General features: G+C 33.3%; 20 protein-coding genes and 1 CRISPR repeat array. Of the genes, 11 read left to right on the plus strand and 9 right to left on the minus strand.

What is annotated here, in order from left to right; translation table 11 throughout:
* Window positions 1–12: 12 nt before the first annotated feature.
* The 6 genes from ABXQ82_RS05275 to cas2 all read left to right on the plus strand — a co-directional run bounded on the left by ABXQ82_RS05275 (window position 13) and on the right by cas2 (window position 4746).
* On the plus strand, window positions 13–1002 hold the full coding sequence (locus tag ABXQ82_RS05275; RefSeq protein ID WP_367055946.1) for a DevR family CRISPR-associated autoregulator: 990 nt from the start codon (window positions 13–15) through the stop codon (window positions 1000–1002).
* A gap of 53 nt (window positions 1003–1055) precedes the next feature.
* Window positions 1056–1685: a hypothetical protein gene (locus ABXQ82_RS05280; protein WP_367055949.1), complete on the plus strand. Its 630-nt coding sequence runs from the start codon at window positions 1056–1058 to the stop codon at window positions 1683–1685.
* A gap of 68 nt (window positions 1686–1753) precedes the next feature.
* Window positions 1754–2944, plus strand: coding sequence for an AAA family ATPase (locus ABXQ82_RS05285; protein ID WP_367055952.1), 1191 nt, complete (start codon window positions 1754–1756; stop codon window positions 2942–2944).
* A gap of 6 nt (window positions 2945–2950) precedes the next feature.
* Window positions 2951–3481, plus strand: coding sequence for a CRISPR-associated protein Cas4 (gene cas4 / locus ABXQ82_RS05290; protein WP_367055955.1), 531 nt, complete (start codon window positions 2951–2953; stop codon window positions 3479–3481).
* Window positions 3478–4482, plus strand: coding sequence for a type I-B CRISPR-associated endonuclease Cas1b (gene cas1b, locus ABXQ82_RS05295; protein WP_367055958.1), 1005 nt, complete (start codon window positions 3478–3480; stop codon window positions 4480–4482). The genes cas4 and cas1b overlap by 4 nt, the downstream gene beginning before the upstream one ends.
* A complete protein-coding gene (gene cas2, locus ABXQ82_RS05300; RefSeq protein ID WP_367055961.1) occupies window positions 4483–4746 on the plus strand; it encodes a CRISPR-associated endonuclease Cas2 in 264 nt (87 codons plus the stop codon).
* 205 nt (window positions 4747–4951) lie between these two features.
* A CRISPR array of direct repeats spans window positions 4952–5970; the repeat unit is 30 nt; unit sequence CTATAAATCGTCCCATAACGGAATTGAAAT.
* A 102-nt stretch (window positions 5971–6072) separates the two neighbouring features.
* On the opposite strand, the gene ABXQ82_RS05305 is transcribed toward cas2, so the two are convergent.
* The 7 genes from ABXQ82_RS05305 to ABXQ82_RS05335 all read right to left on the minus strand — a co-directional run bounded on the left by ABXQ82_RS05305 (window position 6073) and on the right by ABXQ82_RS05335 (window position 12945).
* On the minus strand, window positions 6073–6525 hold the full coding sequence (locus ABXQ82_RS05305; RefSeq protein WP_367055964.1) for an RES family NAD+ phosphorylase: 453 nt from the start codon (window positions 6523–6525) through the stop codon (window positions 6073–6075).
* Between the two features lie 3 nt (window positions 6526–6528).
* On the minus strand, window positions 6529–7023 hold the full coding sequence (locus ABXQ82_RS05310; RefSeq protein ID WP_367055967.1) for an antitoxin Xre/MbcA/ParS toxin-binding domain-containing protein: 495 nt from the start codon (window positions 7021–7023) through the stop codon (window positions 6529–6531).
* Window positions 7024–7291: 268 nt separating this feature from the next.
* On the minus strand, window positions 7292–7423 hold the full coding sequence (locus ABXQ82_RS05315; protein ID WP_367056674.1) for a hypothetical protein: 132 nt from the start codon (window positions 7421–7423) through the stop codon (window positions 7292–7294).
* 7 nt (window positions 7424–7430) lie between these two features.
* Window positions 7431–7649, minus strand: coding sequence for a hypothetical protein (locus tag ABXQ82_RS05320; RefSeq protein ID WP_367055970.1), 219 nt, complete (start codon window positions 7647–7649; stop codon window positions 7431–7433).
* A 294-nt stretch (window positions 7650–7943) separates the two neighbouring features.
* On the minus strand, window positions 7944–8126 hold the full coding sequence (locus ABXQ82_RS05325; RefSeq protein ID WP_367055973.1) for a hypothetical protein: 183 nt from the start codon (window positions 8124–8126) through the stop codon (window positions 7944–7946).
* Between the two features lie 2 nt (window positions 8127–8128).
* Complete coding sequence (locus ABXQ82_RS05330; RefSeq protein WP_367055976.1) at window positions 8129–12235, minus strand: FG-GAP-like repeat-containing protein; 4107 nt, start codon at window positions 12233–12235, stop codon at window positions 8129–8131.
* Window positions 12236–12591: 356 nt separating this feature from the next.
* Window positions 12592–12945 carry an ArsC/Spx/MgsR family protein gene (locus tag ABXQ82_RS05335; protein WP_367055979.1) on the minus strand — a complete coding sequence of 118 codons (354 nt, stop codon included), beginning with the start codon at window positions 12943–12945 and terminating at the stop codon, window positions 12592–12594.
* Between the two features lie 128 nt (window positions 12946–13073).
* Here ABXQ82_RS05335 and ABXQ82_RS05340 point away from each other — a divergent pair, with 128 nt between their 5' ends.
* Window positions 13074–13538, plus strand: a complete 465-nt coding sequence (locus ABXQ82_RS05340) for a DinB family protein (protein ID WP_367055981.1) — start codon at window positions 13074–13076, stop codon at window positions 13536–13538.
* Here ABXQ82_RS05340 and ABXQ82_RS05345 read toward each other — a convergent pair.
* Window positions 13518–14228, minus strand: a complete 711-nt coding sequence (locus ABXQ82_RS05345; protein ID WP_367055984.1) for a DUF4163 domain-containing protein — start codon at window positions 14226–14228, stop codon at window positions 13518–13520. The two genes, ABXQ82_RS05340 and ABXQ82_RS05345, sit on opposite strands and share 21 nt — an antisense overlap.
* A gap of 24 nt (window positions 14229–14252) precedes the next feature.
* A complete protein-coding gene (locus ABXQ82_RS05350) occupies window positions 14253–15059 on the minus strand; it encodes a glutamate dehydrogenase (protein WP_367055987.1) in 807 nt (268 codons plus the stop codon).
* Between the two features lie 193 nt (window positions 15060–15252).
* Here ABXQ82_RS05350 and gdhA point away from each other — a divergent pair, with 193 nt between their 5' ends.
* The 4 genes from gdhA to ABXQ82_RS05370 all read left to right on the plus strand — a co-directional run bounded on the left by gdhA (window position 15253) and on the right by ABXQ82_RS05370 (window position 22217).
* On the plus strand, window positions 15253–16596 hold the full coding sequence (gdhA, locus tag ABXQ82_RS05355) for an NADP-specific glutamate dehydrogenase (protein WP_367055990.1): 1344 nt from the start codon (window positions 15253–15255) through the stop codon (window positions 16594–16596).
* A gap of 119 nt (window positions 16597–16715) precedes the next feature.
* Window positions 16716–19082: a two-component regulator propeller domain-containing protein gene (locus ABXQ82_RS05360; protein ID WP_367055993.1), complete on the plus strand. Its 2367-nt coding sequence runs from the start codon at window positions 16716–16718 to the stop codon at window positions 19080–19082.
* The gene (recO, locus tag ABXQ82_RS05365; protein WP_367055996.1) at window positions 19082–19801 is read left to right on the plus strand and encodes a DNA repair protein RecO; all 720 of its coding nucleotides are present in this window, start codon (window positions 19082–19084) and stop codon (window positions 19799–19801) included. The genes ABXQ82_RS05360 and recO overlap by 1 nt, the downstream gene beginning before the upstream one ends.
* Window positions 19802–19805: 4 nt before the next feature.
* On the plus strand, window positions 19806–22217 hold the full coding sequence (locus ABXQ82_RS05370) for a TonB-dependent receptor (protein WP_367055999.1): 2412 nt from the start codon (window positions 19806–19808) through the stop codon (window positions 22215–22217).
* The last annotated feature ends 30 nt before the right edge of the window (window positions 22218–22247 follow it).

The raw sequence follows: 22247 nt of genomic DNA on the forward strand, positions 1-22247 counted from the left end.
AATAAATTTATCATGAATATAGCATCTATTTCAATTAGTGGAGAAATCACTTTAAACCTACACTCTTTAAATAATGAAGGAGGAGAAGGTAATCAAATTATTACTCGTCAATTATCAATCATTGATAAAGAAGGAAATCAACATACCGTAAATGGTATTAGTGGTGATATGTTTAAACATATTCACGCTGTACATTTAGTTAATCATGCAGTTGAGAACGGTTTAGCTTTGAGTTCTTACTCCAAAATAAATGACCCAAATCGTATCTCTGCCAGTAAAGACCTTGAGCCTTATTTTGAAGAAACAAAGAAACCGAATAAAACATCCGCAGATGTAGTTGATGCAATTGTAAATATTTGTACCGTATGTGATTTGCATGGTGTTTTAATTACAGATAAAGTTGGGGATAATAAAAGCAGCACGAATACACCTCGAAAATCCTGTGTCGAATATGGTTGGACTGTTGGTATTCCAAATAAAAATGGTACAGAAAGCTATCTTCATACAAAGTTAGTTTCTGATGCAGGACAAAAAGGAAGTGGAACATCAAGCAATGAAGGTCAGAATATTTTCCATCGTCCTGCCAATCATGGTTCGTATGCTTTTGTTTGTAATATTGATGCTTATCGAATCGGATTTAATGATATGTCAAGAAAATATGCTTTTGATGAAGATAAAGTTGATGGAATAAGAAAAGCACGTTATAAAGCAGTTGTTCAAAGTTTAATTAGTTCTATTATTAATCCACAAGGCGCAATGACAAGCACTCAAAAACCACATATTACAGATTTTAAAGGTGTTGTGACTTACACGACAAGTCTTGTTCCTGCCCCAACGATTAGTGCTATTAATAGCGATTATCGTGAGGAAATTAAAAAAATTACGACAACTTTAAATAAATTAGAAGAAGATAGTGTTCACGCGAAACCATTTGATAGTATTTCAGATTTGATAGCTATTTTAGTGGATTTGGCTGCTGCAACACCTTATAAGATAGCTTAATTATGAGCAGTTTAAAATTTTCAGTCGTTTTTCAATCAACATCTTTGTTTTCTTTGAAAGATAGTAATTCTACTAACTCAGGAGCAAAAAGTTTGTTTTTGCCTTCACCTTATGCGATTAGAATGGCAATTCTCAATCAAGCCATTACTTTAGACGGTGTTGATTTTGAAACGGGAAAAGGAAAAAACGAATACTTTACAATGGTTCGTGATGCGGATATTAGTTATTTTCTAACAGGCAACTATTGTGTGAATAATTGTTTTGTAAAAATATTAAAACCAAGTCGAAGCCGACCAGGAGAAGTTCAAGAAACGGTGAGTTTTCGAGAATATATTCATATTAATGAGCCTATTGAAATCATTTTTTCAGTTAAGAATGAAAAGCAAAAAGCGTTTTTGAAAACGTACATGCATAAGATAAATTATTTCGGTAAGCGAGGGTGTTTTTTTCAGTTTATTGAATATAAAGAACACCCTACAGAACCGAATGTGAAATTATTTAGCGGAGATTCTTTAAGTGCAGGAGTTTTGCAGGAATATGATGATTTTAATAAAAAATTGACATTTGAACATGTTAATAGTTATGGGGGGAAATCTTCAGTAAATAGGGAAAAGCAATTATTTATTTTACCGTTAGCGAGGAAAAAATCTTCTAAAGGATACACGGGATATAACACCATTTAATATTTTTATTAAAAATGCACATCGAAATATACAATATTATTACTACATTGCACATGTAAATATGCAACATGGAACAATTATTAGAAAAGTCAGCAACATCGGTACAAAGGCTAAGCACCGAAAAAAAGCGGTACTTGTTCAATGAAATCAATTGGAACAATAGATTAATAGGGGTAAAAGGCGCTCGTGGTACAGGCAAAACAACGCTCTTATTGCAAAAGTTAAAAGAGTTGCAGTTGTTGCCCACGCAAGGAACATATTGGTCCTTAGACGATTTTTATTTCACAACCCATTCTTTGGTAGAAACTGCCGAAGCATTCTATAAAAAAGGTGGGCAATATCTTTTTTTAGATGAGGTGCACAAATACAAAAATTGGTCTATTCATATAAAAAACCTGTATGATTTTTATCCAGATTTAAAAATAGTATTCACCGGGTCGTCTATAATCGATATTTCGAGAGAGGCAGGCGATTTAAGCAGACGGATGTTAATGTACCAATTACCTGGACTTTCGTATCGGGAATATTTGGCGTTTAATGATTTGTATGATTTTGAATCGATCACCTTGGAAGACATACTTTCTAAAGACCGAAAATGGGCAGCATTGTTTCCCCCGGGGTTTCGGCCATTAGAACATTTTCAGAACTATTTACAATACGGTTATTACCCATTTTCAATGGAGGATAAGGAAGGTTATGCCATGCGTTTACAACAGTTGGTGCGCTTAATTGTAGAATACGATATGGCAGAACTAAAGGGTTTTGATATCCGCAATGCCAAAAAAATGTTGCAATTGCTTAATGTGGTTGCCGCCAATGTACCCTTTCAGCCCAATATAACCAACATCGCAAAAAAAAGCGATATACATAGAAATTCAGTAGTCACTTATCTTCATTTTTTGGAACAAGCGCAGTTGATAAAACTATTGTATGCATCGGGAATTAGTCTAGCAACACTTCAAAAGCCTGAAAAAGTGTATTTAGATAACCCCAACCTTGCCTTTGCATTTTCTACCTCAAATCCAAATACAGGAAATTTAAGGGAAACTTATTTTATATCACAAGTTTCTGTGCGACATAAAATGTCATACCCTAAGCAAGGCGATTTTTTGGTTGACGACGTTTATACCTTTGAAGTTGGAGGAAAAGATAAAACCAGTAAACAGATAGATTCAGTAAAAAATGGATTTGTGGTTGCTGATAACTTGGAGTTTCCTATAACTAAATTACCCCTTTGGTTATTTGGGTTTTTGTATTAACATACTATGGATATTATAGCTACGCATATTAATTATTACACCATCTGCCACAGAAAACTATGGTTGTTCGCCCATGCGATTCAAATGGAGCACACCTCCAACACGGTTTACGATGGGAAACTCTTGCACGAAACCAGTTATTCGCAACGCGCTGAAAAACATAGTGAAATGGAACTTACTGCAAAATGGGACGGCTTAACACTTCATGGCAAAGTGGATTTTTACGATCATAAACATAAAATGATCCATGAAACAAAAAGAGGTAAATCCATAGAACAAGCGCATACCTTGCAAGTGAAGTTTTATATCTGGCTCTTTGAACGCAATGGCATCGATGGTGTAACGGGGCGTATTGAATACCCAAAACTCAGAAAAACTACCGAGGTATTATTATCTCGAACCGATGTTGCCTTTTTGGAAGAAACCATTCATGGTGTCCATAAACTCATTCATCAAAAAAAATGCCCCGAAACCATAAATTCAAAAATCTGTAAAAAATGTTCCTACTATCAACTCTGTTATATTGACGAACCATGAAGAAATCCTATTATTTATTTAATCCGGGCAGATTGTCACGCAAAGAAAACACGCTGAAATTTGTACCCGTAAACGAAGAAGGTGTAGAGGGCAGACCTAAATATTTGCCCGTGGAAGGCGTTAAGAATCTTTTTTGTTTTGGTAGTTTGGATGCCAACAGCGCTTTGTACAATTTCTTGGGAAAACACCACATAGGCGTTCATTTTTTTGATTATTATGAGCATTATACCGGTAGTTTTATGCCCAAGGATTATTTGCTTAGTGGCAAAGTAATAGTAAATCAAGTAGCACATTACAGCTCACATAAAAAGCGATTGGCAATAGCACAACAGTTTATACAGGGCGCGGCATACAACATGTTGAAAAATTTAAAGTATTACTCAAAAAGAGGAAAAGATACAGCAGTTCAAATAACGAAAATAGAAACCTTGGTGCTGTCTATAGCAAATACGAAAGCTATTGACGAGCTCATGGGGATTGAGGGAAATATTAGAATCGTTTATTATAGTGCGTTTAGTGAAATTATCAAGGATTTTGAAATGAACAATCGCACAAAACAACCACCCAATAATGAGGTAAACGCTATGATATCTTTTGTGAATATGATATGTTATACGGCATGTCTGGACCAAATATACCATACACAGCTAAACCCGACGATTAGTTTTTTGCATGAACCGGGGTTTAGACGGTATTCCTTGGCATTGGATTTAGCCGAAGTTTTTAAGCCATTATTGGCAGACCGCCTTATTTTTTCATTGATGAACAAAAAGATGATTCAGTCAGAACATTTTGATAATACAGTAAACAGTTGCTTGCTAAAAGAGTCTGGGCGGAAAATAGTGATGCGAGCTTGGGATGAAAAGCTGAACGAAACCATTAAACATAGAATACTGGACCAGAGCATAAGCTATAAACGATTGATCCGATTGGAATGTTACAAATTGGTTAAACACGTTATGGATATTCAGGATTATAAACCTTTTAAAACTTGGTGGTAGATGTATGTAATTTTAGTTTATGATATGAACACAAAACGGGTTGGCAAAATGCTGAAGTTATGCCGGCGATATCTCAATTGGATTCAAAATAGCGTATTTGAAGGCGCCATTACCGAAGTGAAGTTAAAGGAATTTTTAGCACACGCAAAACTGATTATGGATGAAGAAACCGATAGTTTGATTATATTTAAAAACAGACAAGAAAGTTGGTTGGAAAAGCAGGTTATCGGAAAAGAAAAAAACGATTTAGATAATCTGCTGTAAGCGTCGAAGTAATAAAAACAGCTCTTTGGATTAAAGTTCTTTGACATATCATATTTTAAATGTTTAAAAACGAGTGCTTTAAAAAGTAGTCGAACCTAATAGAAAATCTTATTATTAGCTATCGACGATTTTTTAAGGAAACTTTTATATCTTTGATAAAGTTAAAAAACTCATTATCAGGCTTTTATTTTTTCGAAAATAACGGCTATAAATCGTCCCATAACGGAATTGAAATTTAACGCAGCAATTGCTGGCAGATGCTTTAAAAACACTTTAAATCGTCCCATAACGGAATTGAAATCAATTTCTAACAGATAAAGGGAAATTATATAAGTAACTTTAAATCGTCCCATAACGGAATTGAAATCGCACCGAAATTAATTAAGAAACTTAAAAAATAAAACTTTAAATCGTCCCATAACGGAATTGAAATAAGTAGGAATTGATAGAGTAGCCTTTAATATTTAATCTTTAAATCGTCCCATAACGGAATTGAAATTGGTTAAATTTAGTTTTTGTTAAACATTCCTTTAACCTATAAATCGTCCCATAACGGAATTGAAATTAAGTTTTGAAGAGCGAGACAAGGCAGCAGCACATTACTATAAATCGTCCCATAACGGAATTGAAATGCATTCACGGAATGGTCAAAGATAATTTCGGCTACGCTATAAATCGTCCCATAACGGAATTGAAATTGGCTTGTGAAGAATTCCAACGACGAATCGTGTACCCTATAAATCGTCCCATAACGGAATTGAAATTAGATTTACAGGGAATAGACAGTTTATGCTGTGTGTCTATAAATCGTCCCATAACGGAATTGAAATTAAGTATGCCGTTGATGCTGTGATTGAGCATGATAACTATAAATCGTCCCATAACGGAATTGAAATTGAGAAACCTATCTGTGTGAAATATTTAACAACTTCCTATAAATCGTCCCATAACGGAATTGAAATACATAGCTTACATCATCTAAGGCTTCTAAGCTTAAACTATAAATCGTCCCATAACGGAATTGAAATCCGTTTTTAAAAAGCATTATCGACGTTGAGGATCCCTATAAATCGTCCCATAACGGAATTGAAATTGAGAAACCTATCTGTGTGAAATATTTAACAACTTCCTATAAATCGTCCCATAACGGAATTGAAATGAGTGTCCGCCACCTGTTAAACATCCTGCTTTTTTCTATAAATCGTCCCATAACGGAATTGAAATATAACTTATCTAAAATCCTAAATAGTGTTGCACACTATCCCAAAAAGGGCGTTTTATTACGGTTATTTTAAATGAGAGATGGTATAACCTAGAATTCTGATTTTATTTTAATCTATCATCCCAAAAATATTTTTCTGTTCTAACAAGTTTTATATGACTACCAAAATCAGGATGCTGAGTATTGATAATATAATTGTATTCTAGGGGAATAATAGCAGAAGGCACTTTTAAAATCAGCGTTTCTTGTGTAGAGTACCAATCAGACCCTATTTTTTGCAAATCTGAATATGCGTCAAAAGTTCTCCAATTTGGAGGTAATTCTTCTAAGCTTATTGTTCTGATTAAATGGTCATAATCTGCTAAGCTTATAATCATAACCATATATCTAATTCCAGGTTTGATTGAGTTTTTATGTACGATCAGTTCCAGAGAAGCCAATGATCTTGAAGAGCCAGTGTAAAGAACCTCTTGACTATCAAAATTCCATCGATTTGCACTACCGGAAGAAGTTAATTTTGTAGCGTAGGTTTCTGCCGATATTCTGAACACTTCCATAGACTAAGCATTATCTCCATATTCCATTCCTGTTAACCTATCTTCAATAAATCTAATTCCAGTTACGGTTTTCAGGAATTCTCGTGGCGCTTTTTTATCTAAAATGAAATTTTCAGTATCTAACCATGTATTGAAATTTTCGGTAGTACCAAAAACTATTGCTCCATGTTTGTATAATGAAATTAATAGGACTAATTTTTCTCTTAATGTATTGCTTAGCTCTTTTTTTTCAGAAGATTGTCTGTAATTTCTAACTGTTCTTTCTGTTAGATTTAAGATATCTGACATAATTGAGTCAGTGATATGAGATATTTTTTTGAATCTCTCAATGTAATCATAGCTGATCTTATTATTCTCAATATAATTCAATAATTCATTGTCAGTAATTCTTACTGGAATATTTTGCTTTTTGCTTTTATAGGCTTTTTTTTTACGGGAAGCAGCAGTTTTTGTAGTACGTGAAGTAGATTTTTGAGGATTATTTACAGTTACATTCATAATGTTATTATGTTTATATATTTCAATTATAGGAAATATTTCCGTTAAAAACAAGAAATATTTCCTGTATTATTTAACGCAATGATTATGCCAATTCCCATGGGTTAGCGAAATTCACAGGTATTGAATCTTTAGCATTAAAAACAGTTTGTTAAAATACGCAGATGTAAATATAAAATCATTAGAAAACTATTTTTGATTTTTTTTTCATCAAAATTAAAGACAACCAGCAAAGAAAGCCAGACATGATATTGTCGGTTTTTATTTTTTATGATAATTGGTCCTTAACCGCCTCAACATTCTTCTTGGAATTCCCCACATATATCTTATCATCAATAATAATAACAGGTCTGCTCAAAAACGTATAATGCTCTAAAATGTAATGTTTAAAGTAACGCAAAAGAGGTTTAGTTTCTAGAAAAAACCCAAACTTGTCCAATAGACACAGCTCCTTTATCATCTTTAACTACAATTTTCCAATAATATGTTGATGAAGACATGGTGTTTACACTATAAGTGCTTTCACTTTGATTCTCTGAAACTAATGTTGTTGGAGGATTGTTTTCATCAAAATAAACATCAAAGGTAAGTGGGTCTCCATCTGTATCGTTCCCTTTCCATTCCAATATTGTTGTTCCTTGTGCTTCAACGCTATTATTCGAAGGTTTTACTAATTCTGGCGAAAAAGGTAAATGGTTTGAAACTCCTACCCCTTCAGTATATAAACTAAATATAAAAGAATAGACACTTGATTCATTTTTACTGTCTGTTGCTTTTACACGCCAATAGTAAGCTAATCCTTTTTCTAATGTAAATATGTGCTTAGTTAAAGTGCTATTTGTTGAAAATGCAATTGATGAAAATTGATTATCTGATGCTATTTCTATTTTATAGGTAATAGCGTCTCCATCACTATCTGATCAGGTATTCCATTCAAATTCCAAGGTGTTATCAATACACAACAAATTATTAGTTGGATAAACTAATATAGGTGTTGTAGGTATATTATTTTTAGAAACAGGCGGAGTGTCATCTCCTGATTCACCTCCACTACATGCTGATAATAATAAACTAATTAAAACAATTTTCAAATTCGCTTTCATACCTATTGTTTTACAATTTTTAAGGATAGAGGTTCTGCAATATATACTTTAACAAAATATACCCCATTTGGTTTGTCTTTTAGATTCATCTTTACCTTACCATTTTCAATAGGGTAACTACGTGTCGATATTAATTGAGAATGTATGGTATATAAATCTATTGTTACTTCTTTCTGTGAAACTGGTAAATTGATTTCAACCGTTCCATAAGTAGGATTTGGAGATGCCGATATTACACTAGATAATTCAATAGTTTTTGATAATTTACCTTCACAAGATTTGCTGGTTCCTACTTCTACAAAATCTCCGTGCGAAGCATTGACTGAAAATAAAGATAATTCGGTTTGTAAAACAACATGTCCATTAATAGAAATACTATAGGGAGCAGTTCCTTTCTCAATATTGACAGATACTTTTCCCGATTTTGTAGAAGATGATTTACCAGATATGGTAGTTCCTTCTGCCAAAGCAATTGTGTAGCACTGTTCGTAAGATTCTGATGGGACAGATATACATAATTCATAATTACCTGGAAATAAATTGTCTATAGTTAAATCTGATGTAAAATTATAGTCTAATCCGTTTAGGGTTGCAACATAATCATACGTTTCAATTGCCGTTATAATTATTTTGGCATTGTCTTTATCTGGACATGTTTCGCTAATAGTTTCAATCACTAAATTGTTTTCTGGAAATAAGATGCACCCTTTTATATCTACTAGAGTATTTAAAGGCGTGTTAGAACATTCATCTAAGTTATCTAGAATACCATCATTGTCATCGTCTATATCATCATCTTCAACAATAATTTTTGTGTTTACGGTATTGGTAGTGATTGCTGGATTAAAGTCAAAGAAAATATCGGCCTTGTTCAAAATAATATCTCCAATAGCAATCCCTTTTTTTGGTTTTATTTTATAGGTAATATAGCCATGAGAGTTTGGCTCGTTTTTAGTGCTGTCTGGTAAGAAAATATTATCGAACGCAAAGCTAACATGATTACCGTTGCTAATTTTTACATATCCATTATGACTTAAACTCTCCAATTCCATTGTGGTCCAATCCAATTTACTATCCAATTCATTTTCAATCTGTACATTAATTGCGCTAGCGGTTCCAGTATTTTGGAATCTTATAATGTAGTGAAGGTATTTGTCTGTGTGCTCATAGAGTATTTGTTTTCCTTCTAAAACTTGAATATCATTAGGGTCATAAGAACCAATGACAAGTTGATTGAAGGCAAAAGTTTGTTGTTCTCCTGAATTAGGATTTATAGTTACCAAATGGATTAAAACATCATTAATATTTGATGTTGGTGGAGGCAATAGATTGAAAGTTAAATTAATAGTTTTGGTTTCAAAGGGCTGTAGATTAGTAAAATCAAATAGTAATGAATCTGTAGTTTCCTCAGAAGGAGGCTGAGTTGAGTTTAAAAAGTTTAATTTACTTCCTTCAAATTTGTAAACGATGTTACCGCTTAAAACAGTTGTGCCTGTATTTTTATAAACTATTTGATAAGTGACTTCAAAACCTGGTCTTGCTTCGCTTATTGGAAAAATACTTATTGATATATCATCTATTGAGTTCAATGGCGTTGCACAAAAACTTGCAATTTCAGTAGTGTTTATTTCTGTAAAGATATGATCGTAAGAATTTGGATTTGTACTGTAGTAGTTATTTAAGCTAGATGCAACTCTTGTAGTATATGTTCCTATATCTGGAAATAATTGATAATATCCATTGCTTAGAGTAAAGGTTCCTAAAGTTTCTGTATTACTGTCAGCTATAACCATAACATTTGACAATGGCTGACCAAAATTTTCACAACCATTTGATGATGCATCCAATTTTACTATGCCATTAATTTTATTTGAACCTAACCCTAAGTTTTTATACCATAAAATTTTATCATCCTCATACTCATGTCCGTAAGGGTCTAAGGAATAAGTTGATAAAATATCTGTTTTTCCGTCAGCATTTATGTCGCCTAAATCAATTGAGTTAATATAAGAATCTCTTTCAATAATTATTTTTTTAGTAGTGAATACACCAAGCCCATCTGTATGTTCGTACCAAAAAATTTTACCACCTAAACTTCTTGATATTATATCTACAAAGCCATCATTATTTAAATCTTCAGTATAAATTTCCATAACACTAAGGGTGTTGTTATCTATAATTTGAATATCCCCAAAATTCCCCAATCCATCTAAGTTTTCATACCACCCAATGTGATTATTTCCATAATAACCTGATTGATATATAGATACAATATCAAAATCGCCGTCTTTGTCAATATCATCTACACTAAATGAAAAGCCTCGGTAGAATGCAGACGAGATAATGTTTTCAGTAAAATTTCCAGCCCCATCATTAATATACCAAGCAATATTACCTCTGCTTTGTAGTACAACATCAATTTTTTGGTCATTATTAATATCTTCCAGTACTATCTTTCCACCATTTCCTACAGTTGTTTCGATAATGTGGTATTCTGAAAAGTCACCCTTACCATCAACATTCTCACGCCATGATATGTGTTCTCTGGACCAACCTATGTTGTATATAAAATCGTTGTCGCCATCATTATCTATATCTCCTGCTTTAATTTCCTTTAAAAAACTTGTGCCTCCAATGCTTTTAGGTAAACTAAATTTGCCTTGTCCATCAAGGTTTTCAAACCACATTAAGGGGCTTGAATCACTATTAGTGTCTCCAGTTACAATATCTATATCACCATCATTATCAAAATCTTTTGCGGCAAAATTAATTATTGAAGTAATACCTGAGCCAATTGTTGTTTGGGATCCAAATGTGCCTTTGCCATCAAGGTTTTCATACCAAGTTAAAGTGTTATTAATATCAGATGCTATGACATCTAAATCGTCATCTCCATCTAAATCTATGGACAAAACTTTTTGAGGATTATTTATGCTAGTAGTTAAAGTTTGTTCTTCAGAGAAATTACCGAAGCTATCTAGATTTTCATATAAAGCAATTTTGTGGTCGGTTTGAGAAGCTGAAAGAATATCTATATCTCCATCTGAATCATAATCATACGAAATAACACATCCAGCACCCTTAGCGTTATCATTAAGTATCTTATAATTTCCGAGAGTGCCTAATCCGTCCAAATTTTGAAACCAAGCGACTGTATTGTTTTTACGTGAAGAAAAAGCGATGTCTATATCTCCATCAGCATCCATATCGTTTGCATGTAGCCTTGAAATATCTTTTACGTCTGTATTAACTGTATAATATTCACTGAAATTACCTAATCCATCATTTTTTAAAATTCTTAGTTTGACTGAATCAACTGAATAGCTCGGTACCTCAGAAATTATTAAATCTAAATCATTGTCATTATCAATATCCTTTAAAAGAATAGGGCCATTGTTATTAACACTAGCAGAAATAATAGTTTGTTTAATGAAATTTTGTTCGCCATCGTTTACAAACCATTCAATTTCCTGATTTCGGTAGTTAAATGTAATAATATCAATATCATTGTCACCATCAATATCAGCAGTGGTCATTGACGTAGAATTCGAATATTTTGCAAATTCATTCACCGTAAATGTGCCTTGTCCATCAATGTTTTCAAGCCAACCAAGACTAGTGAATGAAGCCTCCGTCCTGTATGAAATGATTATATCTAAATCCTCATCCTTATCTAAATCCTCAATAGAAATTGAATATATTTTATCAATACCAACGATAGTACTTGTTAAATTCACGGGTTCTGCAAAATCATTATTTCCATCAATGTTTTCAATATAGAATGGTCTTCCTGTGTTATGGAAAATTATATCCATATCACCATCTTTGTCAAAATCTTTCGCGTTTATGTAAATGCCACTTAAATCTGAAATTTGGTGCGAAATGAGATTTGAATTAGTACCGTCGGTATTTTCAAACCATTTGATACCATAATTCCCAATAGATATCAGGTCTAAATCTCCATCTCCATCCATATCAACGTTCTCTATATATGTTGTGTATGGCATGGAATTGACATTTTCCATTACAATATGACCTAGGAATTTAATTTGAGCATTAACATTAATAAGAATTGAAAATGTAATAAGAACCAGTAGTTTTGTTTTCATTAAATGAGTTGTTTTCATTTCAAAATTCGAATAAAAATAGTGCTAAAATGGTTACAAAACAATAAATGGATTTTTTAAGTTTATTTATTCGATATAATACAGAATAATTTTAAAAACTAACCTGCAAAGTTGTAATATCAACAAGTCAACTATTTTTAACCTGAGTTCTATATAAAAAACTCCATTTTTAGGATAAAAATCAACAAAATAGATGGTTGTCACCTTGAGCGCAGTCGAAAGGTTTTTGAAATCTATAAATTCTTTGGGTTACGACTGCGCTCAACCTGACATTACAACATAAGTTAATGATTTAAATTAGATTATGTTTGTCCTTACATTAAACTCAGATTTTTAGCTTAAAAATTAATAAAAGCTTTAACCGCCTCAACATTCTTCTTAGAATTCCCCACATATATCTTATCATCAATAATAATAACAGGTCTGCTCAAAAACGTATAATGCTCTAAAATGTAATGTTTAAAGTCTTTTTCGCTTAAGTCCTGATTCTTTAAATCCATTTCCTTGTAAAGTTTAGAGCGTTTGCTAAAAAGGGCTTCGTAGCTTCCTGAGAGGGCTTTCATCTCTTCAACTTGTTTTACTGTAATTGCTTCAGATTTGATGTCCTGTAACACAAAATCAGACGGTAAATTCAGTTCTTTTAAAATTCGAGTACATGTACTGCAGGTTTTTAAATAATATACTTTTTTCATAATTAATTATAATTGTCATTTCCTTGAATCCAGATAACAACTATCAGCAGGAAATCTAAATATTCTTCCCAACAAAAATAAAAGCAATTATATCATAAATACTATATTTATCGAAAATATAGATAATCATGGATTTTACATTTCAAGTTTTAAACAATACACGCAATATTTTTAAAAGAATCATCGAAAAGAATTCGTTGAAAGACTTAAATAAAATCCCAAAAGGCTTTAATAATAATATCATTTGGAATATTGGCCATGTGTTGGTTTCAGAGCAGTTGTTGGCTTATAAGTTATCAGGTTTAGACACAATACTTTCAGATGAAATGATTAACAACTATAGAAAAGATAGTAAACCCAAAGGCGAGGTAACTCAAGCTGAGGTCGATGAAATTAAAGCATTGTTGACTTCTACAATTGAAAAGACAAAAGAAGATTATTACGATGATGTTTTTGAAACGTATAACGCATATACCGTTTCTACTACGGGAAATACTTTAACAAACATAGATGAGGCATTACAGTTCGTCGCCATACACGAAGGGCTTCATTATGGTTACGTATTGGCACTTTTAAAGGCCGTTAAAAATTAAATAATCATTTACCTCGCTATATGGAATGGTAAATTCTATTATTCCTTCTGAATAAGGTGCAATTTCAAAAACGTTATAGAGTAAAATAATCCCTTCGTCGCTGTAACCGATATTAGCAGGTAATTCAAAAGTTTTGGATTCTAAAAGTAGGCTTTTATCTCGGGTAGCTTCTTTAAAATAGGGTTGTGCAACATTTTTAAAAGCTTCAATAGTATTGAATAATTTGGTATTGGGAATTAAATTGCCAGTTGCACTTTCAAAATTCAAAAAAGAAATAGTAGTTGAGCCGTGGGCGCCTCCTGTATTAATATACGCAGTTAAGGCAATACTTATAATTTCTGAAGATTTATAGATAACTTCCCCGTCTATTTGTGCTTCCCATTGTTGGCTACTATTTGGAAAATCAGTTGTAAAATCTTTATAGGATCGATTAAAAGCATCAATTTGAGCGTCTAAAGTTGAAATAGAGGCTTCATCGTTTTGTGAAAGCAGCTTACAGATATAGCTTTCAATTTCGCTATTTATTGTATTCGAAATTAATAGGTTACCAGATGCTTCAGGTACATTAATTTCAACTATAGTATTGGTATCAGTAGTTTTTTCTACTTCAGAAAACGTGATTACTTGCTCGTTTTTACATGAGTTAAAACCGAGAACAATCAGAAGACATAAAAGAATCTCTCTATGCACTAGATGTATAAATTAAAAAGAAAATTAGTCAAGATAGTAGATGTACCCAACATTAAGCCATAGCAACCAATCGTTATTCTTGTTGTACACTAAATCATGATTTAGACCGTCAACCCAATCATCAAAATAATACTGCCATCTTAAATCTAGCATAATATCAGATAATTTTCCAACTTTATAACGAACACCAACGCTGGTTACCATAGACCATGTGCTACCTGGAGAAGCATCAACTGATCCCGGAGCCCAAAAGGAGTAAAAGTTGCTCGGGTCTGTAACATCTCCAACGGCGGATGGGTCTGGATTAGCATATGTAGTAGTTACTTCTGGAGTAAAACTTGTGTAATGAACCCCTAAACTCGCAAACGGAGCAAATCTATAACCATAGGATTGAAAGGATCTAATACTTAATGGGAAAAATTCAAGTTGCGTTCCTATATCCAGATTTTTTGCTACACCAGTATGACCTCGCAATTGATTGGCTTCGGGAGTTGTTCTGCTAGGATCCACCCATTTACCAAGATGCTCAAGTTTTGTTTTATTCCAAGAAATTTCGTTTCTTAATTTAAAATGATCGTTAAAGTAAGTGTCTGTGGAGTAGCAGTTACAATCTGCACGATAGGCAAAATTTATATAATGCACGATACCAATGCCAATACCGGAATTACCAAAGTTAGTCTCTTCATCCGAACGATTTCCAAAGTCTGATCTAAATTGAACAGGGCCTGCAATAACGCCAATTTCGTGAGAGAAGCCTAATTGAGAATAGGATGTTTGCCCAATAGCAAACAAGCATAGAATAAGAGCTAAACATTTAAAGTCAAGCGTCATAAATATTTTTTTTCGAGGCGTTAACAGAACAAATATATAAAAACCCGATGAACCACCAAATATTTCTGACAAACTGCATAGGGCTTTTAGGGGTAATTGCGAAATTATAAAAAAAATAGTGTTTTTTTTAAAGATAACGTATCTTTGTGTCTTAAAATTGTATATTCATTAAAATTTAAACATTTGTTAATTCATGGAAAAAATTATTTCAGAATTTTTAGATTTGGTAAAAGAGCGTAATGCTCACGAACCAGAATTTCTACAAGCGGTAGAAGAGGTAGCGGAAACCGTTATTCCTTACATTGTTGAACATGACATTTACTATGGTAAAAATATACTGCTTAGAATGGTTGAGCCAGAACGGTTAATTTCTTTTCGGGTATGTTGGGTTGATGATAGTGGCGAAATTCAAGTTAACAGAGGGTATAGAATTCAAATGAACTCCGCTATTGGCCCTTACAAAGGCGGTTTACGTTTTCATCCTACGGTAAATGCCAGTATTTTAAAATTCTTGGCATTTGAACAAGTATTTAAAAATAGTTTAACCACCCTGCCAATGGGTGGGGGAAAAGGCGGAAGTGATTTCGATCCTAAAGGAAAAAGTGACAATGAAATTATGCGTTTTTGTCATGCGTTTATGAGCGAATTATTTCGACACATTGGAGCAAATACCGATGTTCCTGCTGGAGATATAGGTGTTGGAGCGAGAGAAATAGGTTTCTTATTTGGTATGTACAAAAAATTAAGAAATGAATTTACTGGAGTTTTAACCGGTAAAGGCATGTCTTGGGGAGGCTCTTTAATTAGGCCAGAAGCAACGGGATATGGTACTGTATATTTTGCGCAAAAAATGCTTGAAACTAAAGCGGATAGTATAGAAGGGAAAAATGTAGTTGTGTCTGGATCAGGAAATGTAGCGCAATATGCTTCAGAAAAGGTATTGCAGTTAGGTGGAAAAGTGCTGACACTTTCAGATTCTTCAGGTTATATTTATGATGAAGAAGGTATAGATGAAGAAAAATTAGCTTTCGTTATGGAACTTAAAAATGTAAAACGAGGCAGAATAAGTGACTATTTAAAGCCGTATCCAAAAGCAAAATTTGTAAAAGGAAAAACACCTTGGGAAGTTAAATGTGATGTGGCTTTACCATGTGCAACCCAAAACGAACTTCAAGAAGACGATGCTAAAATACTATTAGATAATGGTTGTATTTGTGTTAGCGAGGGCGCCAATATGCCTTCAACTAAAGAAGCTATTGCAGCTTTCCATAAAGCAAAAATATTATTTGCTCCAGGAAAAGCATCAAATGCAGGTGGTGTAGCTACTTCAGGTCTAGAAATGACTCAAAACTCTTTGAGATTTAAATGGTCAAGAGAGGAAGTTGATAATAAACTTAAAGATATTATGTCTGACATCCATAAATCATGTTTAGCCTATGGAAAAGATGAAGATGGTTATGTAGATTATGTAAAAGGAGCAAACATTGCAGGTTTTGTAAAAGTTGCCGATGCAATGTTGGCGCAAGGTGTGTTTTAATTAAACCGTCAAAATATAATAGTTTAAAAGCTTCCTATTCTACAGGAAGCTTTTTGTTTTATAGTTAAATAGGGATATGTATATTATTTTATGCTATAATTCGTTACTAATAAATATCTTTGAACGCAGAAAAACTTGCTATGTTAAAAAAAGCCATCATTCTATTCATCTATACCTTGCCCTTGTTGCAGTTTGCCCAAGATTTTTCTAATTTATGGAAAGGGTATTTTTCATATTACAATATAACAGACATTGTAAGTAGCGAGACAAAAATTTATGCCTCAGCCGAGAATGCCGTTTTTAGCTATGATATTCAAACCAAAGAGATAGAGAAAATAACGACGGTAAATGGATTATCTGGAGAAGCAATATCTACTATTTTCTATAGTGATGCTTTCGGATTGCTGTTAATAGGTTATGAAAATGGATTGATGGAAGTTGTTTTAGATGATGACGATGATGTTTTAACAATAGTCGATATCCGGGATAAACCTACCATTCCGCCTAACGATAAACGAATAAACCATTTTAATGCTCATGAAAATCTGGTGTATATAGCCACCGATTTTGGTATTTCTGTTTTCGATTTAGAAAGGTTGGAATTTGGAGACACCTATTTTATTGGCAACCTTGGAAGCCAAATAGAGGTAAAACAAACTACAATTTTTAATGGGTTTATTTATGCGGGATGTTTGGACGGCGCAGGAATTAGAAAAGCACCAATTACAAATACTAACTTAATTGATTACAAGAATTGGGAAACCATCGTTGGGGGTAATTATTCAGCTATTGAAACTATTGAGGATAAATTATATACCGTAAGAACCGACAGGAGAATTTATGAGATAAATAATGATGCATTATCAGAACGTTTCCACTATAGCGATGTGCCTCTTAAAATGGTGGCTTCAGACAATAATTTATTGGTAACCACCAAGAACAATGTATTCGTTTATTCAAGTGATTTTACTTTGAGTGGCCAGTTTGATGTTACAGCTGAATTAAACACTAAATATACAGCGGCTACTTCAAACGGAGATTTTATTTTTATAGGAACAGAAGATTTTGGTGTTCTAAAAACATCTTTGATAAACGCCACAAGTTTTGAGGAAATCCGTCCAGATGGGCCCTTGTTAAACATCCCTTTTTCTATTGAAGCAAAATACAATAATTTATGGGTTACTTATGGCGAGTATAATAACGAATTAAATCCGTATCCTTTAAATAGTCGAGGTTTTAGTGTGCTAAAGGAAACAGGTTGGGTTAACACACCATATAGTGCTGTTTTTGAAGCAAAATGTTTAAATACTATCTCTGTTAATCCATTTAATACCAGTCAGGTTTTTATAAGTTCTTTTTTTAATGGCATATTGGAAGTAAATGATGATATCCCTACGGTTTTATATGATACTACAAATAGTGAAATAGAATCTTTAATAATTCCTACAAATCCAAGTTATATTGATGTAAGGTTAGGCCATTCAGCTTTTGACGAGAATGGTTTGCTCTGGACTATTACAAGCAGAATACAACGCCCCTTGAAATCTTACAATCCTTCAAATGGGCAATGGGCCCATTACGATTTTAGCGAAATAGTAGGGAATCCTTTAAATGGTAATGTAGGTTTTTTTAATTTTGTAATAGCTCCAGATGACACTATTTTCATTGCCTCATGGTCAAAAGGAGTTATTGGTTTTAATGCGAATAACGGAAACCAACTCTTAAAAAACATTAGTGACGAAGAGGCCAATTTACCAGGTAGAACAATAACATCAATCGCTTTAGATAAAAGAAACCAACTATGGATTGGCACCGCAAAGGGGCTAAGGGTGTTGTACAATACATCTAATTTTTTTAGGGATGATGTTATAGCTGATGAGATCATAATTGAAGAGGATGGTATAGCTAAAGAGCTCTTGTTTCAACAGTATATTTCAGATATAGAAGTTGATGGATCAAATAATAAATGGATTGGGACTTTCGAGACAGGGCTTTTCTATCTATCTCAAGACGGACAAAGAACTATTTTTCATTTTACAAAAGAGAACTCGCCATTACCATCTAACATCATAACCGATATTTCAATAGATGAAGCCAATGGAGAAGTGTTTATAGCTACTCAAAAGGGTTTAGTGTCTTTTTCTTCTGGGAGTTCGGCTACCCAAGCAGATTTTGCTAAATCCCATGCCTATCCAAACCCCGTTAGGCCTCAGTTTGATATTGTTGAAGAGAAAGTTAAAATTAAGGATATTCCAGAAAACGTAAATATTAAAATAACCGATATTGAAGGTAATTTAGTGGCCGAAGCCCAATCAAGAACCAATTTAAGGTATCAGGGATTTAATTTAGAAATTGACGGTGGAATAGCCTATTGGAACGGAAAGAATTTTGCCAACAACGTAGTAGCATCTGGAGTATATTTAATAATGCTTGCAGATTTGGATAGTTTTGAAACCAAAGTCATTAAACTAATGGTAGTAAGGTAATGCTCTGTACAACAAAAGCAATTGTTCTTTCAAGTTTAAGGTATCGAGACAACGATTTAATTGTTAAATGCTATACTCTCGAATATGGCATTATAAGTTTTCTGGTAAGAGGGGTTTTAAAATCAAAAAAATCGCATACAAAAGCTGCTTATTTTCAATTATTATCACAGCTACAAATTGTATTTAATTACACTCAAAACCGTTCTTTATATACTTTAAAAGAAGTAAAGCCTCATGGACTTTATAGCAGTTTGCATTCCCATATTTTAAAATGTTCGGTGGCTATGTTCTTATCAGAAGTATTAGCCACTACACTTCAAGAAGAAGAGAAAAATGAAGCATTGTATAGTTATTTGGAAACAACCTTACAATGGTTTGATAATCAGGATGAATGCCCCAATTTTCATTTGTTATTTTTATTAAAGCTTACTAAATATTTAGGGTTTTATCCAGATATTGAACATATAGATTTCAAGTTTTTCAACTTACAAGATGGTTGTTTTGAAATGAAAAGCAAAGGAAAGCAATCAATTTCAGGGGAAAATTTAATACTTTTAAAAGATCTTTTAGGCACAACATTTGATGCCTTAAATACTATAAAAATAAATGCAGGTCAAAGACAGACGTTCTTAAGTATGATTTTGCTTTATTTTGAACTACATTTGGGCAGTTTTAGAACGCCCAGATCACTACAGGTTTTTAATCAGGTTTTTAATTAAAATAATGAAGTTTAGCTATTTGCTTTTAGTGTTTTCGCTACTCTCTATAGGAGTGAAAGCTCAAGAAATAAAAGTATTAAATACCATCACAGAAGAGCCTATTTATGGTGTAGCAATTTTTGATTCAAAAAAAACTAAAAGTGTTATTACCAATTTTAAAGGTATCGCATTATTAGACAAATTTGCCCCAAACGATACGCTTTATTTTCAGCACTTATCCCATATTACCAAATCATTACTAAAATCTGAAATTCCAACATCTCATAGTGTCTTTTTAGATGCCAATACGCAAGGCTTAAGTGAAATTGTAATTTCTGCTTCTAAGTTTGAGCAAAGTAAACGTGATATTCCTCAGAAAATATTAAACAGTAATGCACAAATAATTGACTTGATGCATCCGCAGACAAGTGCAGACTTGTTGCAAAATACGGGGTTGGTGTATGTTCAAAAAAGCCAATTGGGTGGCGGAAGCCCAATGATCAGAGGGTTTTCTACCAACAGATTGCTCATCACGGTTGATGGGGTAAGAATGAATAATGCTACGTTTAGAGGTGGCAATGTACATAATGTTATAGCCGTAGATCCACTTTCCATTCAAAGCACAGAAGTTACATTGGGTTCTGGCTCTGTAATATACGGTAGTGACGCTATTGGTGGTGTGATGAGTTTTTATACAAAAGAACCAAAGTTGTCGCATAGCGATACACTTTTAATTAAAGCCAATACTTTGGCAAGATACTCTTCTGCGAGTGACGAAAAAACAATGCATTTTGATGTTAATCTGGGGTATAAAAAATGGGCTTTTTTAACTAGTGCTAGTTACACCGATTTTAATGATTTAAGAATGGGTTCTCATGGGCCTGATGATTATTTAAGACCAGAGTTTGTTGTTTCTAATGGAGGAAACGATGTTGTAGTTTCTAATCCAAATCCAAAGGTTCAGAAATTTTCGGGATACAATCAGTTAAACATCATGCAAAAGGTGAAATATAAGCCTCATAAAAATTTAGATTTTGATTTGGGGATTCATTATTCAACATCTTCAGACATCCCAAGATATGATAGATTTGTGCGTTATCAGGATGAAAATTTGCGCTTTGCGGAATGGAATTATGGGCCGCAAAAATGGTTTATGTCCAATCTTCAGGTTACTAAATTAAGTAGTCGTTCCAATTTATATGACAAAATAAAAGCGACATTGGCGTATCAAAATTTTCAAGAAAGCAGAATTGATAGGGATTTTCAATCGGATGACAGAAGAATTAGAGAAGAAGCTTTGGATGCATACTCGTTCAATTTAGATTTCGAAAAGCGATTAACTGCTAAAACCCGTTTGTTCTATGGGGTTGAGTATGTATTTAATAAAGTGATGTCTCAGGGGCAAATTGAAGATGTTAATACTGGAATATTCTCAAATACCGTTTCAAGATACCCTAATGGTTCTAGTTGGTCTTCCGCAGCTGTATATTTGAGTTTAAAGTACAAGCCCAATGCAAAGTTCGTTTTTCAATCTGGGTTGCGCTTTAATAATGTAGTTTCAAAAGCAGATTTTACTGAAAACAACCAATATTTAAATTTGCCCTTTCAAAGTGCAATGAATAAAGCAGGTGCCTTAACAGGAACTGCCGGTCTTACTTGGTCAACAAACCAAATCATGCAATGGAAACTTAATGCATCATCCGCGTTTAGAGCACCAAATATAGATGATATAGGCAAGGTTTTTGATTCTGAACCAGGATCTGTTGTAGTGCCCAACGAAAATTTAAGACCAGAGTATGCATATGGCGGGGACTTAGGGTTAAAGCTGGATTTTAACCAAAAATTCGTATTAGATTTAAGTACCTATTATACCTATTTGGATAATGCTTTGGTAAGGAGGGATTTTATGCTTGATGGTAATAGCGAAATTTTATATGATGGCGAATTAAGCAACGTTCAAGCGATACAAAATGCATCAAAAGCTTGGATCTATGGTTTTGAGGTTGGTTTAAAAATAGCACTTGCTAAGAATTTAAAATTTACATCACAATATAGTGTTATTGGAGGTACGGAAGAAAATGATAATATAGAAGTGCCTATAAGACATGTAGCTCCAAATTTTGGAAATGCGCATTTGGTTTGGGCAAACAACAAATTCACTTTTGATGCCTTTGTAGATTACAATGGCGAATTATCTTTTAATCAATTGGCACCTTCAGAAATAGAAAAAGACTATATCTATGCAGCCGATGAAAACGGAAATCCTTATGCGCCTTCATGGTACACCCTAAATATTAGAACCCAATATAAAGTCAGCAATTCTACCACGATTACTGCTGCTTTGGAGAACATTACAGACCAACGTTACAAACCTTACTCTTCAGGAATTGCAGCTCCAGGAAGAAACCTTATCATTGCTTTAAAGTATAGTTTATAAAAAACACCTCAGTATATCTTTGATAAAGAG

The organism is Algibacter sp. 2305UL17-15 (genome assembly GCF_040720935.1).
Classification (GTDB): Bacteria; Bacteroidota; Bacteroidia; order Flavobacteriales; family Flavobacteriaceae; genus Jejuia.